The 14309-nt window shown below is 66.8% G+C and carries 12 protein-coding genes, 1 tRNA gene and 1 pseudogene; 7 read left to right on the top strand and 7 right to left on the bottom strand.

What is annotated here, in order from left to right:
- Positions 1 to 234: pseudogene (locus AC069H_RS34665) on the top strand (TetR/AcrR family transcriptional regulator); the annotation flags it as partial.
- Positions 235 to 590: 356 nt separating this feature from the next.
- Here AC069H_RS34665 and AC069H_RS34660 read toward each other — a convergent pair.
- From AC069H_RS34660 to AC069H_RS34650, 3 genes are all read right to left on the bottom strand, one after another.
- Positions 591 to 809: a hypothetical protein gene (locus AC069H_RS34660; protein ID WP_478235145.1), complete on the bottom strand. Its 219-nt coding sequence runs from the start codon at positions 807 to 809 to the stop codon at positions 591 to 593.
- A 1373-nt stretch (positions 810 to 2182) separates the two neighbouring features.
- Entirely contained in the window at positions 2183 to 2596 is a 414-nt protein-coding gene (locus AC069H_RS34655; RefSeq protein ID WP_478235144.1) for a hypothetical protein, read from the bottom strand.
- A gap of 135 nt (positions 2597 to 2731) precedes the next feature.
- Positions 2732 to 2920, bottom strand: a complete 189-nt coding sequence (locus AC069H_RS34650; protein ID WP_478235143.1) for a hypothetical protein — start codon at positions 2918 to 2920, stop codon at positions 2732 to 2734.
- Positions 2921 to 3214: 294 nt separating this feature from the next.
- On the opposite strand from AC069H_RS34650, the gene AC069H_RS34645 reads away from it, so the two are divergent.
- Positions 3215 to 3484: a hypothetical protein gene (locus AC069H_RS34645; RefSeq protein ID WP_478229152.1), complete on the top strand. Its 270-nt coding sequence runs from the start codon at positions 3215 to 3217 to the stop codon at positions 3482 to 3484.
- 430 nt (positions 3485 to 3914) lie between these two features.
- On the opposite strand, the gene AC069H_RS34640 is transcribed toward AC069H_RS34645, so the two are convergent.
- The gene (locus AC069H_RS34640; RefSeq protein WP_478235142.1) at positions 3915 to 4790 is read right to left on the bottom strand and encodes an AraC family transcriptional regulator; all 876 of its coding nucleotides are present in this window, start codon (positions 4788 to 4790) and stop codon (positions 3915 to 3917) included.
- 95 nt (positions 4791 to 4885) lie between these two features.
- Between AC069H_RS34640 and AC069H_RS34635 the strand changes: the two genes are divergently transcribed.
- Positions 4886 to 5890, top strand: a complete 1005-nt coding sequence (locus AC069H_RS34635) for an aldo/keto reductase (protein ID WP_478235141.1) — start codon at positions 4886 to 4888, stop codon at positions 5888 to 5890.
- A gap of 479 nt (positions 5891 to 6369) precedes the next feature.
- Here the strand turns inward: AC069H_RS34635 and AC069H_RS34630 are convergent, their stop codons facing one another.
- Positions 6370 to 6807, bottom strand: coding sequence for a hypothetical protein (locus AC069H_RS34630; RefSeq protein ID WP_478229156.1), 438 nt, complete (start codon positions 6805 to 6807; stop codon positions 6370 to 6372).
- 503 nt (positions 6808 to 7310) lie between these two features.
- Positions 7311 to 7383, bottom strand: a tRNA-Ala gene (locus tag AC069H_RS34625).
- 270 nt (positions 7384 to 7653) lie between these two features.
- Here AC069H_RS34625 and AC069H_RS34620 point away from each other — a divergent pair.
- Both AC069H_RS34620 and AC069H_RS34615 read left to right on the top strand, forming a co-directional pair.
- A complete protein-coding gene (locus AC069H_RS34620) occupies positions 7654 to 9807 on the top strand; it encodes an RICIN domain-containing protein (protein ID WP_478235140.1) in 2154 nt (717 codons plus the stop codon).
- A 102-nt stretch (positions 9808 to 9909) separates the two neighbouring features.
- Positions 9910 to 10464 (top strand): HdeD family acid-resistance protein, encoded by a 555-nt coding sequence (locus AC069H_RS34615; RefSeq protein WP_478235139.1) that lies wholly within the window; start codon positions 9910 to 9912, stop codon positions 10462 to 10464.
- Here AC069H_RS34615 and AC069H_RS34610 read toward each other — a convergent pair.
- The gene (locus tag AC069H_RS34610; RefSeq protein ID WP_478229159.1) at positions 10451 to 11176 is read right to left on the bottom strand and encodes a hypothetical protein; all 726 of its coding nucleotides are present in this window, start codon (positions 11174 to 11176) and stop codon (positions 10451 to 10453) included. The two genes, AC069H_RS34615 and AC069H_RS34610, sit on opposite strands and share 14 nt — an antisense overlap.
- 25 nt (positions 11177 to 11201) lie before the next feature.
- Here AC069H_RS34610 and AC069H_RS34605 point away from each other — a divergent pair, with 25 nt between their 5' ends.
- Positions 11202 to 12857 carry an NAD(P)/FAD-dependent oxidoreductase gene (locus AC069H_RS34605; protein WP_478235138.1) on the top strand — a complete coding sequence of 552 codons (1656 nt, stop codon included), beginning with the start codon at positions 11202 to 11204 and terminating at the stop codon, positions 12855 to 12857.
- Positions 12854 to 14275, top strand: a complete 1422-nt coding sequence (locus AC069H_RS34600) for an ATP-binding protein (RefSeq protein WP_478235137.1) — start codon at positions 12854 to 12856, stop codon at positions 14273 to 14275. The genes AC069H_RS34605 and AC069H_RS34600 overlap by 4 nt, the downstream gene beginning before the upstream one ends.
- Positions 14276 to 14309 lie beyond the last annotated feature (34 nt).

The raw sequence follows: 14309 nt of genomic DNA, 5'->3' as shown, positions 1-14309 counted from the left end.
ACCGCTCTCGGCGCGGCGTCCGAGATCGCGTGGAAAGCACGCGCCGCCGGTGACGGGGACGACCAGGCCAGGGCCGCACGGATGACCGAGATCGCGATGCAGTTCCCGCGGCTGCGCGCCCTCAGCGAGGGATGGAGTGAAGACGACCCGGCCACCACCTCCGGCCGGGAACTCGAATTCGGCCTCCAGGCGATCCTGGACGGCCTGCAAGCCCGACTCCCTGCCCGGTCATAGACACGCCGCCCAGCGCTCGCCCGATGATCGGTGCCGTACGCCCAGGGGCAGCGCAGCCACCGCCCCCCTGAAGCCGCCCCGATTCCGCCTTGCGGAGAGGTTTAGCTTGTCGTTTACCCCTGAACCGAAGTCACCGCGGCCGGCTAATCCCGGACTGCCGACGAAACGGACTTTCCCCGCCCCAAAACCCCGGAGTTCGACGGTTGGCGTGCGCTGTTCTTCACCGCTGCGGTGTGTCGTAGTCGTGCTGGGAGATCGACCTGGCCGACCGGATCCCGGAGATCATGGGCGTGGCGGCCGGGCTGGGTTATCTGGTGCTGGACGGGGAGATCGTCGCGCTGCGGGGTGGCCGGCTGTTACTGGTCCGACATGCAGATGATGAAGTCCTTGGTTTCCCTGTTGGGGCAGGTCACTCCGACAGCCACGTCGAGAACGGGCTTCGCTGCTGGGGCGATGTCGAAGACGGTGCAGTAGAAGCCGCCGTCGGTCGGGTCGGTGTGGCATCCGTTGTTCCCGAACGGGCCGGACTGGTGTTCACTGCCGGCCGCCGTGGCTGCGGCGGCTGATGGTGTCATCAGTCCCATGGCGCCCAGTGCGAGGCCTGTGGCGGCGAGTGCGGCGGGTTACTCGGGCGCGGGTCAGCATGCGTGTACGTTGCGACATTCTTGTCCTTTTCAGTCCCTGCTCCCGCAGGAGTTGAGGGAGGTCGTCGCCTTCCCGGGAATGCCGCGAAGATCGAATCAACCGGTCTGTAACTAAGGCAAGCCCTGGACCGACGTCTGGGCGAAGGTATAACGAGTGTCCGTTCAGAGCCGACGTGGTGATGGCTGAAACAACTGGGAAGAAGCGTTGGCTTTGGGCAGGCTCGGTGGTGGCGCTCGTAGCTGGATTGCTTACCATGTTGGCAAATAATCGATGGTGCATGGTCGTTGGGGGAGAGATTTTTGGCACGGGCTCCGAGCCTGCGGCAGAGGCTCCTCGCTCGAGTCTCACGCCGCCGACAGGTGAGACCGGTATAGACGCTACCGCGACTGCAGGGGCAGAAACTGCTCAACCGGCGACCGAGTCGGCTCGTCAGTCTAGTGACACGGTGCTGCCGTCAAAGGTATCGCGAGCAACGCCGTCGAACCGGTCGCGAGGTCCCCTGTTGATCACTTTCGCGATCGCCGATGGTTTGGCAGTCGGCAAGGATAAGGCTGGAGCCTGCAATGCCGCACGGGTGTGGTGCGTCATCTTGAAAGACTCGGTCTCAGGGGATTCGGGACGGACTACCTCTGGGTGCACGCTGTCGTGGCGGCTCTACGCCGACGTCTCGGAAGTCCTTGTCGAAAAGGGATCTGTCGCCGGCAATGTCAACTCTGAAGGAATACGGCTTGGCGTCAAAAGGGCATGCCTGTTGGCGATTACCGTCTTGATGCCAATGAGTCTTTCCGCGTAAGCACTGGTGACTCTGGGGGGGGGCGACCTTGGGTGTGGCCGGTACCGGCGACTGAAGGTGGCGGCACGTGGTGCCGACCGCGGCTATTCAAGCCGGTGCGGTCCGAATTGTTTCCGGACCGTGTGTGGACCATCGGTAGATGCTTGTTCGGAATCGCCAGAAAAATGGGCTGCAAACTGGGGTTTGGTGCACCCAGCAATACCCGTTGCAAACCCAAATCTGCAGGTCAGTGGCGCAGAGGTGGTCGTAGAACCAGCACATACCAAGATTCGACGCCACGGATACCGGTTGTCGAACAAGACGGTCAAGCGTTGTTGATCGTTGTCCGCTCATGCCGATGAGAGCGCGGTCTAGCGGCTGGAGCGGGCATGATCAGCATTCAACAGGGTCGCGTTCGAAGCGAATGTCGACATAGGTTGATCTTCAGAGGGTTTACCCCCAGCCAGGACATCGAGATTGGAAGCGCCAGAGGGGCGATGGCGGCACGGCTAAGCGCCGCGGGCAGCTCGGTCAGGAACCGAAGAGGGCGCGGATTCCGCCCAGTGTGGTGAACCTGGCCCATAGGTCATTGTCGGGCGAGCGCAGGATCTGTCCGGTGATCAGCAGTTCGAGGAAGGCGCTGTGCAGGTCTGGCCGGTCGTTGCGGCCAGCCTCCATCCAGGCCGTGGTGATTCGGTAGCCACCTTCGCAAGGGGCGAAGATGGCGTCGTAGGCGCACTGCCCGACTCCGGCGCGATAGATGGACAGCCGGTCGCCTTCGACCAGCGCCACCCATTTGTCGTCCATGTCCTTCTCCTGCAGTCCCAGCCTGATCCGCTCCCATTCCGAATTGGCCCACAACCGTTGCGGAGCGGGCAGCTCGCGGGGGTTGGCGATTGGCAGCAAGGCGTGCTTGAACGAGGTTCGGGTCACGGGGCGGGACATGCGGTGAGGGTACTTCGTTGACACCGGTTCGAGGGTAAAACCACGACTTGCTTCCCGCTCAGGGTGATGAGCGGGCTGATCTCAGCGGCCAGAGCCGGGCTGCCGTCCGCAGCGACCGCCAGTTCTTCCTCAGGCTCAGCGCCGGAGTGCCCGGTAGCGCTTGAGAAGGGCGGTGATCCGAGCGGGGTCGCGTGCGCCGTTCAGCTCGGCGAGCAGGTCGTCGGGGCACAGTTCGTACTGGTCCCCCCACCACCGCGACGCCTTGTTGTCCCAGATCCGATAGCCGCCGGGCACGCCCCTCGCCACGTACCGTCGCTTCGCCAACCAGCCCTCCCTGTTCCGCCGTCCGCCACCATGATCGCACCGGATGGCGACCTGGTCTCCTGGGTTCAGGCTGGACGTACTCCTGGGACGCCAGCGCACGACAGCCGAAGCGACCACTCACGATCGGCGCTTGGGATGATGGCTCGGTGACTGCAACGACCCGAAGCCTGCGGTTTGAGCGGATATTGGCTCGGTCCTGAGGCACCCGGGTGGCCTGACGTTCGGTCGTTCGTCGATCAATCACTCGATGCCGCGCTGCGCGATCGAGCGGTGGAATACCGTCGTGGCGGGAGCGTGTTCGCCGCTGCCGCCGGCAGGTCGCTTTGTCGCATCTGCGGGCAGGCGAACGGTAGTGCGGAGCTGACCAACGGCGTTCGCTTCATCTGGCCGGAAGGGCTCGCGCACTACGTCGAAACGCACAACGTCAGACTGCCGACTGAAGTCACCGCTGCGATGGACGCCGCCCCACCGCGGGTGGACGTCACTGAGTTCGAGCGCCACCTGCTCGACACGGACGATTTGATCGTCGACGAACACTGGTGGCCTGACCTCAGGGGATACTGAAGGCCGGGCGCACCGGCTCACCACACTGACATTCCGCTCATGCCGCGATGAGGAACTTCGGACAGGTGGCTGTACCAGAACCGAGAACGCCCAGGTCAACAAGATCGACACGCCATGGCCGGCGAGAACCTACAACCGTTGTAGGTTCTCAATTTCGACGTCGTAATCTCACGAATGATGTCGTACGAAAGTCATATACGACATCACCTTGAGACTTGCTCCTTCGCCGGTCTGCCAGGGCTTATACGATCGCGACCTCGCGGGCGAACGGGGAAACTCGCTGTTCAAGGCCACCTTCAAGGCACTGCGCAACGTCAGCATCTGCGCCTGGATGATCGGCAAGATCGCCGCCGCGCCGGTGCTCCTCCACGTCGAGCACGACCCACCAGCTGATCATCCAAGGCCACGAACCGTTATGCGGTAAGGCCCGCTAGGAGCGGCTGTCGGTGAGTCTGCCGCGCAGGCGGGCGGCGTCGCGCACCGGCGGCAGGCCGTAGGCGCGGCGGTATTCCCGGGTGAACTGGGTGGCGCTGGTGTAGCCGACGGCATCGGCGGTGTGCGCGGCCGTGGTGTCGCCTGCCACCAGCAGGCGCCGCGCCTCCTGGAGTCGCAGGTGCTTCTGGAACCGCAGCGGGCTCATGCCGGTGGCGGCCTTGAAATGCCGATGCAGGGTGGCCGGGCTCATGTGTGCGACCGCCGCGACCTGCTCCACGGTGATGGGCTCGGTGAAGTGGGCGGCGATCCAGTCGGCCGCGGCGCGCACCCTGGTCAAGGCCGAGCCGGTGGCCGCGAACTGGCGCAGGGTCGGGCCAAGCGCGCTGCCGAGCAGGCGGTAGAGGATCTCGGCCTCCACGCGGGCGGCCAGCGGCCGGATGTCGTCGGGGGTGTCGAGCAGCCGCACCCAGCGGGTGACGGCGTCGACCAGTTCCGGGGTCATCGTGGCGGAGACCTGGCCCGCGGCCGGGGTGGCCGGGGCCTCGCCGTCGAGTTCGAGCAGCAGGTCGGCCAAGGCGGGGCCATCCAGGTGCAGCACGGCCGAGCGGTACGGCACCTCCTCGAACACGGCGGTGACCGGCAGGTCGAGCGAGTTGAGGAACATGTCGCCGCGGCGGGCCGACCGGCTGTGTTCCCCCGTGACGGTGCGCTTGGAGCCCTCGGCGATGAAGCACACCATCGGCTCGTAGCGCAGGTCGAGAGGGTTGACCACCTCGTCGAGGGCGACCACGGTGAGCCGGGGTACGGCGGTGGTGCCGGACCACAGGCCGTTGCGGTGACGGCCCACGGCCGCCGCGAGCTGGTCGAGCATGGGGCTGCTCCGAACAGGATGGGTGAGAGGATCAGGCAATCCTATGCGGTTCACCGCTCATGCCGGCGCGACGAGTGCGCTCTAGCGTCGAAGGTATGACACAGCTGCAGAACCTGCCCACACGCGTGCTCGGCGCGCAGGGCCTGGAGGTCGGCGCGATCGGCCTCGGCACGATGGGCATGACGATGGCGTACGGCGCGGGCGACGAGGCGGGCGGCATCGCCACTATCCGCCGCGCCCACGAGTTGGGCGTCACCCTGTTCGACACCGCCGAGCTGTACGGCATGGGCACTGGCAGCAACGAGCGGCTGCTGGGGCGTGCGGTGGCCGGGTTCCGGGACGAGGTCATGCTCGCCACGAAGTTCGGCTTCGACCTGACCGACCCGGCGAACGTGGGTGCGAAGCTCGACAGCAGGCCCGAGCACATCCGCGAGGTCACCGAGAACAGCCTCCGGTACCTGGGTACCGACCACGTCGATGTCCTCTACCAGCACCGGGTGGACCCGGACGTGCCGATCGAGGACGTGGCGGGCATGGTCGGCGAGTTGATCGCCGAAGGCAAGGTCCGCTTCTTCGGGCTGAGCGAGGCGGGCCCGGACGTGCTGCGGCGCGCGCACGCCGTGCACCCGGTGTCGGTGCTGCAGACCGAGTACTCGGTGTTCGAGCGCGCGGTCGAGGTCGAGGTGCTGCCGGTGGTGCGGGAGCTGGGCATCGGGTTCGTTCCGTACTCGCCGCTGGGCCGCGGGTTCCTCACGTCCGCGGTGAAGCCGGCGGCCGAGTACCCGGCGGACGACATGCGCAGCTGGGACGACCGGTGGCAGCCGGGCAACTACGAGCGCAACGTCGCCGCGGTCGAGGCGCTGACCGCGCTGGCACGGGAGAAGGGCGCGACGGTGACGCAGCTTGCGCTGGCGTGGCTGCTGGCGCAGGGCGACGATGTCGTGCCGATCCCGGGCACGCGCAGCCCGGGGCGGTTGGCCGAGAACGTGGCGGCGGCGCACGTGGTGCTGACGGCGGGCGACCTGGCGCGAGTGCAGGAGGTCCTGCCCAGAGGCGCGGCCGGATCCCGCTACCCCGAGGCGATGATGCCGACCTGGTGAGGTGGTCGGGCCAGCCGTAAACGCTACGCCCGGTGCGCTCGCGCCACAGCCCTATTGCCGGGCCCGGCAGTAGGGCTCACTCCCGGGATGCGCCGGGCCTTGTCCGCAGTGACTGAACAGCCGCGTCCCGATCTGGTCGTCGTTTGACAGCGGGCTCGATCAATAGCGAATATCCGGCTCATGCCGCTGACCGCATCGCCGCAGTGTGCGCATCACCGGAACTGGCACTGCTCTCTACGGCACAGAGCACCCCCGGCGACCCTGATGCCCTTCGCCCCTTGCGCAGCGGACCAGTTCGGTCGCGGCGAACCGGCGGGTATTTCGGTGCGGTGGTCGGTGCGGCACTCTCGGAATGAGCTCTGCAAGGGCTAAGGCTTGGTCGCAGGGGGTTCACGGCGTCGAGAAAGTTTAAGGTGCCAGTCAGAGTTGCGAGGACCCCGAGAATCCGCCTCGGAGATGGGCCTTTGCCATGTCCGGCATCAGCCGATCTTGAGCTGGATCTCCTCGCTCATCTTGTCAGACTCGACCCACGTCGTTTCTCGGTCCGGGCCGCCAGCATGGAAACCGTACCGGTCATGTCCGCCCTCAATCCCTGTGATCTCGAATGTGAAAGTTCGGTTGTAGCTCGACAGAATCGACAGCGACGGATCGTCGATGACGACTAGCTTCACCGTGCCGTTACCGATGACGTCGCCGCTACTGTCGACGACAGTGATCTGCGCGCCGTCCTTCAGATCGTCGTTGACCGAGGAGTTGCACGGGTAGCAGTTGAAGTTCAGGTAGCCCTTGGCGATGACCGGTTCCGAACCAGTGAGCAGAACGATGACGATGACCACGATCGCGACGAGAACTGTTGCGGCTGCCGCGGTGATGAGTTTCAGTCGGCGGGGTCTGGTGGATGCGGCGGTCTGGTCCATCGTGGTCTCCCTGTGAGCTGTGGGTACCTGTGGCTGGTCGTACGGATCACGGTTTCCGTTGCGCACTTGACCGGACCGTGACGTCACCACCTGCCGGCGGTGAAGAACATGACTGCGAAAGACCAGAGAGTTATAGCTGCGGTTACGTCGTCTCCGATTGGGCTTCGGTGCCGAAGCAGAGCCGGACACGCAATGACACGGCGTGACACCTGGCCGTCAGGCAAGGCCCGTTTTGACCTGCTTAGATGGTCGAAATTCGACACTTTGCGGCACTGGCTGACCTTGCGGCGGAGGGGACTTGTAAACAGAAGGTCAGGGGTTCGAGCCCTCTTGGCGACTCAAGATCAAAATAGCCTTTGACCTGCTGATTCACTGCCTGCCCCAGGTTTGCCCCAGTTACTGAACGGTAGCCGAAGTTCGGTGCGTCGTTTCTCAAAGTGAGGTCCAACGAAAAAACCGCCCTACCTCGGCGTATGTGCCAGGCGGGCGGTGTTTCGTCACTGTGGAGCTAAGGGGACTCGAACCCCTGACCCCCTCACTGCCAGTGAGGTGCGCTACCAGCTGCGCCATAGCCCCGGAGCGGCTTTGTTCTCCGCATCTCGTGTGTCCATACATTACACCGCCCGCGAGGGCCGTTCACGCGGGGGTCACTCTATGCACCCCTGGCTGCCGCAAACTGCGCTGACCAGCATCTTCGCGCCTTATTTTTAGCCGTGTATTGACTCCGCGTGTGACCGCCGTTACGTTTTCGACCATCGTGACGCCGAGGTCCCCGCCCGCTACGCCGCGTCTCCACTGGGCTCCGCCTCAGCTCGCCCCTGCCCGAATGACGCGGAGGAGGTCCCGATGCGGGCCAGAGCAGCCCTGATAGCCTTGTTTTCCCTGGTCGGCGCACTGTTGGTGGTGGCTCCGGCAGCGCAGGCGGCCATCGTTCCCGACACCTGGTACACCGTGTCGACCACCGGTGGGAAGTGCGTGGACGCGCGTGCCGCCGGCACGGCGAACGGGACGGTCGTCCAGCAGTACGCCTGCAACCAGACCTTTTCCCAGCAGTGGCAGTTCCAGCCCACCTCGGGCGGCTACTACCGGGTCAACACGCGCAACAACCCGGCCCAGGTGTGGGATGTCGCCGAGGTGTCGACGGCAGACGGCGGGCTGATCCATCTGTGGGCCTACGGCGGCGGGAACAATCAGCAGTGGCAGCCGGTCGAGGAATCGGGTGGGGCCTATCACTTCGTGAGCCGTAACAGTGGCAAGTGCCTGGACATCCCCGGTCTCTCGACCCAGGACAGCACCCAGCTCCAGCAGTACGCCTGCAACGGCACCGGCGCCCAGTCCTTCCGGCTCACCCCGGTCTCCGGCACCGCGAACCCCGACCTCGGGCCGAATGTGCTCGTCTTCGATCCGGGTATGTCGCAGTCGGCGATCCAGTCCCAGGTCAACAGCGTGTTCTCGCAGCAGGAGACCAGTCAGTTCGGCTCGAATCGCAAGGCGTTGCTGTTCAAGCCGGGCTCGTACAACGTCGACGTCAATGTCGGGTTCTACACGCAGGTGCTGGGGCTCGGCCTTTCTCCCGACAACGTGACGATCAACGGCGCGGTGCACGCGGAGGCCGACTGGTTCCAGGGCAACGCGACGCAGAACTTCTGGCGTGGCGCGGAAAATCTGTCCGTGAACCCCAACGGCGGCACCGATCGCTGGGCTGTTTCGCAGGCCGCGCCGTACCGCCGTATGCATGTCCGCGGGAACCTGCAGCTCGACGACGGCGGCTGGTCGAGCGGCGGGTGGATGTCCGATGTGAAGGTCGACGGCCAGGTGCGGTCCGGGTCGCAGCAGCAGTGGATCTCGCGCAACTCGCAGTTCGGGAGCTGGAGCGGTTCCAACTGGAACATGGTGTTCGCCGGCGTCGGCGGCGCGCCGTCGACCAGTTTCCCGAATCCGCCGTACACCACGGTGAACACGACGCCGGTCGTGCGGGAGAAGCCGTTCCTCTACGTCGACAGCGCGGGCGCGTACCAGGTCTTCGTGCCTTCCAAGCGGACCAACACCTCCGGCATCACGTGGGGCGCCGGTCAGCAGGGCTCTTCGCTGCCGATCAGCCGGTTCTTCATCGCGAAGCCCGGCACGACAGCGTCGCAGATCAACGCGGCCCTCGCCGAGGACAAGGACCTCCTGATCACGCCGGGCGTCTATCACCTCAACGAGACGCTCCGCGTCACCCGGCCGGATACCGTGGTGCTCGGCCTCGGACTGGCGACGCTGATCCCGGACAACGGCATCACCGCGATGACGGTGGCCGACGTCGACGGCGTCAAGATCGCCGGCGTGCTGATCGACGCGGGCACCACGAACTCGAACACACTGATGGAGGTCGGCCCGGCGAATTCGGCGCAGGACCACGCGGCCAACCCGACCTCGCTGCACGACGTCTTCTTCCGCGTCGGCGGGGCGGGCGTCGGCAAGGCCACGAACAGCCTGGTGGTCAACAGCGACGACGTCATCGGCGACCACCTGTGGATCTGGCGTGCCGACCACGGCAGCGGCGTCGGGTGGACCGCCAACACCGCCGACACCGGCCTGATCGTCAACGGTGACGACATCACGATGTACGGCCTGTTCGTCGAGCACTACCAGAAGTACCAGACGATCTGGAACGGCGAACGCGGCCGGACGTACTTCTACCAGAACGAAATGCCTTACGACCCACCGAATCAGGCCGCCTGGATGAACGGCTCGACGCGGGGTTACGCGGCCTACAAGGTGGCGGACTCGGTGACGAACCACGAGGCTTACGGGCTCGGCAGTTACTGCTACTTCAACGTGAATCCGAGCGTGGTGGCGGATCGCGCGATCGAGGTGCCGAACAACCCGAACGTCCGGTTCCGCAGCATGGTCGCCGTCTCCCTCGGCGGGAACGGGACCATCAGCCGGGTGATCAACGATCGCGGCGGACCGGCGAACTCGGGATCGACCGTGGCCAATCTGGTCGCCTATCCCTGATGACCCCGGTGCGCGCCGTGATGGCGGTCGCGGCGCGCACCGGCCTCACCCCAACGGGTGGCGTGCCGCGCGCTCCCGCACAGGCGCTCAGATACTCGGGGCATGCCTCTCGCCGGTCTCACCGTCGTCGAACCCCGCCTGGCCTGGCCGCTCGCCGCCGTGCGCGGGGTTTTCGCCATCCTCTTCGGCATTCTCGCGTTGATCTGGCCGGGAACGACTGTGCTCGCCCTCGCGATCCTCTACGGCATCTATGCCATCTTCGACGGCATCGGCGGCATCATGCAGGCCTTCCGGCCGGGCGACGCCGCTCATCGCGCCGCCTACGGAGTGCTCGGCGCGTTCGGGATCATCGCCGGTGTCCTGGTCCTGATCTGGCCGGGGATCACGGTGCTCGTGCTGGCCCTCCTGGTCGGTTTCTGGGCGATCTTCACCGGCATCGTCGAGATCGTCGCCGCGATCCGGCTGCGCAAGCAGATCGAGGGCGAGGCGTTCCTCATCGCGGCGGGCGCGCTTTCGCTGATCGCGGGGATCGTGATCGTGTTCAACCCGATCGCCGGTGCGTACGGGATCGCGCTGCTGGTCGGGATCTACGCCCTGCTCTACGGCGTGATGCTGCTCGTGCTGGCCTTCCGCCTGCGGAAGCTCACCCGAGCCTGAAGGCCTGCCGGAGCCGGATCCGCGCTCCGGCACGCCGCAGGTTCGACAGGCTCGGCGAGCCTTCCACCGCGGTCGCGACGGCGAAGCGGCGGCCTTCGCGTGCGGCCGCGGTCAGGCCGTGGAGGAGCAGCCGTGCCTGTGCGCCTTTGCCGCGATGCGCCCGTGGAGTGGCGGACCCGCCGAGGACGACGCCCGGACCGTGCGCACTCAGGGCCGCGGCGGAGATCGGCACCCCGTCCTCGATCAGCAGCGACCGCCTGATTCGCGGGTCGGCGTGTTCGGCGGCCATGAACGCCGTCACGACGTCGTCGCTTTCGTACCCGCCGAGCAGGACGCGGAGAAACGCGTCGAGGTCGGGTGAGTCGTCGACGTCGGCATCCGGCGGCGCGAGTTCAGCGAGCGGAAGGGTCGCGATCGGACGGACGCCGGCGGGTACGAGACCGGTGACGGGGAGCAGGCCCGGCGGCAGAACCAGCGTCGGCGGGTCGCCGTTCCAGCACGACGCCCCGGCCAACCGGACGGCCCGCGGCAGGTTCTCCCCGGTGATCCCGGAGATCGTGCGCAGGAACCGCAAGTCCGGCGCCGTGGCCAGGACCGCCAGCAGGCCGTCTTCACGCCAAGCCTCGAAACGGCCGGGAAGCCCCGCCGCGGTGGCCGCCTCGCACGCGACGGCGGCACGGGCGTGAATCACTTCTTCGGCTTCGGTCAGCATGGATCGAACGTAATAGGCTGATCCGGTGAGCCAGCCGATCCTGTTGACCGTCGACGACGATCCCGCCGTGTCCCGTTCGGTCGCCCGTGACCTGCGCAGAAGGTACGGAAAGGACTACCGGATCATCCGGGCCGATTCCGGTGCCGACGCCCTCGAAGCGTTGCGCGAGATCAAGCTGCGCGGCGACGCCGTGGCCGCGATCCTCGCCGACTACCGGATGCCGCAGATGGACGGCATCGTCTTCCTCGAGAAGGCGATGGACCTGTTCCCGAACGCCCGTCGCGCGCTGCTGACCGCCTACGCCGACACCGACGCCGCGATCCAGGCGATCAACGTCGTGGACGTCGACCATTACCTGCTCAAGCCGTGGGACCCGCCGGAGGAGAAGCTCTATCCGGTCGTCGACGCGCTGGTGGAGACGTGGCGCGCGGTGGGGGAGCGGCCGGTCGACGAGATCAAGCTCATCGGCCACCGGTACTCCTCGCCGTCGTTCCACCTGCGCGACTTCCTGGCGCGCAACGCCGTGCCGTACCGCTGGTACTCCGTCGACGACGACGAGGGCCGCCGGATCCTCGAGGCGGCGGACGCGGCGCCGCAGGACATCCCGGTCCTGGTCACCCCGGACGGCACGGTGCTGCGCCAGCCGTCCGGGCCGGAGCTCGCCGACGCCGTCGGCCTGTCCACGCGCCCGGCGCAGGAGTTCTACGACCTGATCGTGATCGGCGGCGGGCCCGCCGGGCTCGGGGCGGCCGTGTACGGCGCGTCGGAGGGCCTGCGCACCGTCATCGTCGAGCGCAAGGCGACCGGCGGACAGGCGGGCACCAGCTCCCGCATCGAGAACTACCTCGGCTTCCCGGACGGCGTTTCCGGCGCGCAGCTCACCGACCGCGCGCGGCGGCAGGCGCTCAAGTTCGGCGCCGAAGTGCTCACTGCCCGCGACGTCGTGGGCCTGGAGGCTCGCGGTTCCGCGCGCGTGGTCATGTTCGGCGACGGAACCGAGATCTCCGCGCATTCGGTGGTGCTGGCCAGCGGTGTCACCTACCGAGCGCTTGAGGCTCCGGGCGTCGCCGAGCTCGCCGGCCGAGGCGTGTACTACGGCTCGGCCGCGACCGAAGCGCCCGAGTGCAAGGGCGAGCACGTCTACATCGTCGGCGGCGCGAACTCGGCGGGGCAGGCGGCCGTGTTCTTCTCCAAGCACGCCGCCGACGTCACCATCCTCGTCCGCGGCCAGTCGCTCGAAGCGTCCATGTCGCACTACCTGATCGAGCAGATCGCCGGGATACCGAACATCCACGTCCGCACCCGGACCACGGTGGTCGAGGCGCACGGCGACGATCATCTCGAACGGCTGACCCTGTGCGAGAACGGCGGCGCGACCGAGACCGTGCCCACCGGGCACCTGTTCATCTTCATCGGCGCGGCCCCGCGCACCGACTGGCTCGGCACGGAGATCCAGCGTGACGACCACGGTTTCGTGCGCACCGGCCCCGATCTGCTCACCGAGGGCGGCCCGCCGCCCGGCTGGCCGCTGGATCGCGACCCGCACTACCTGGAGTCGTCCATCCCGGGCGTGTTCGTGGCGGGTGACGTCCGGGCGGCGTCGGTGAAGCGCGTCGCGTCGGCCGTCGGCGAAGGCGCCATGGCGGTCACCCTCGTCCACCGTTATCTGGAGGAGCAATGAGCGTTCTGCCCAGGGAGGAACTGCGCGGGCTCTTCCTCTTCGAGCACCTCGGCGAGGAACAGCTCGACTGGATCGACGAGCACGCCGTACTGGAGCACTACACCGGCGGCGAGACGGTCATCCGCGAGGGTGAACCGGCCACCTGCTTCTATCTCCTGTTGTCCGGCGCGCTGCGGATCACGCGGCTCGTCGGCGGCACCGAGGTCGAGGTGGTCCGATCCGACCAGCGCGGCGCCTACTGCGGCGCGACGCAGTTCTTCGTGCACCAGGAGACCGAACACACCTACGGCGCTTCGGTGCACGCGGTCAGCGACCTCACCTTCCTGACCCTGCCCGCGGCCGAGTTCGCCACCGAGTTCCGCCGCTGGTTCCCGATGGCGACGCATCTGCTGGAGGGCATGTACCTCGGCTGGCGCAACAGCGACACCGTGATCGGTTCGCGACGGCGGCTGCTGGCGCTCGGCGAGCTTTCCGCCGGGTTGACCCATGAACTCAACAATCCGGCGGCCGCCGCGGTCCGCGCGACGGCGGCGCTGCGGGAGCGGGTCGCCGGGATGCGGCACAAACTCGCGATGCTGGCGAAGAAGAACGTCGATCCGACGTTGCTGGAGCAGTTGCTGGACATCCAGGAGCAGCTGGTCAAGCAGGTCGCTTCGGCCCCGAAGCTGACCGCGATACAGCAGGCCGACCGCGAGGACGAGATCGGCGACTGGTTCGACGGCCACGGCATCGACCAGGGCTGGGACCTCGCCGACATCTACGTCCGCGCGGGTCTGACCGTGCCGGATCTGGACCGGCTGCTCGACTCGGTCGGGGAGACGTTCCTCGACGGCGCCGTCCGCTGGCTGGCGTACGCGCTCGAGACCGAGATGCTGATGGGCGAGATCGAGGATTCGACGACCCGGATCTCGGTGCTGGTCGGCAAGGCCAAGCAGTACTCCCAGATGGACCGTGCCCCGCACCAGTGGATCGACGTCCACGAAGGACTCGACTCGACCCTCGTCATGCTCGCCGGGAAGATCGGGCCGGGAATCCGGGTCGTGAAGGAGTACGACCACGCGGTGCCGAGGATCCCGGCATACGCGGGCGAACTGAACCAAGTGTGGACGAACATCATCGACAACGCGCTCGGCGCCATGGGATCCGACGGCACGCTGACCCTGCGGACGTCCAAAATGGACGATCATGTGCACGTCGAGATCGGCGACACCGGGCCCGGTATCCCGGCGGAGGTGCGGCAGCGGATCTTCGAGCCGTTCTTCACCACGAAGCCGGTGGGACAAGGGACCGGGCTCGGCCTGGACATCTCCTGGCGCATCGTCGTCGAACGGCATCAGGGCGATCTGCGGGTCGACTCGGCGCCCGGCGACACCCGCTTCACCGTGTGCCTGCCGGTCTCGGAGCAGTCCGTGATCTGATTTTCCTTCTACCCCAACGGTTCGCCAGGAGCTG

The organism is Amycolatopsis sp. NPDC043887, assembly GCF_056435665.1.
The sequence above is the reverse complement of the archived record's forward strand: the minus strand, read 5'-3'. Positions and strand labels throughout refer to the sequence as shown.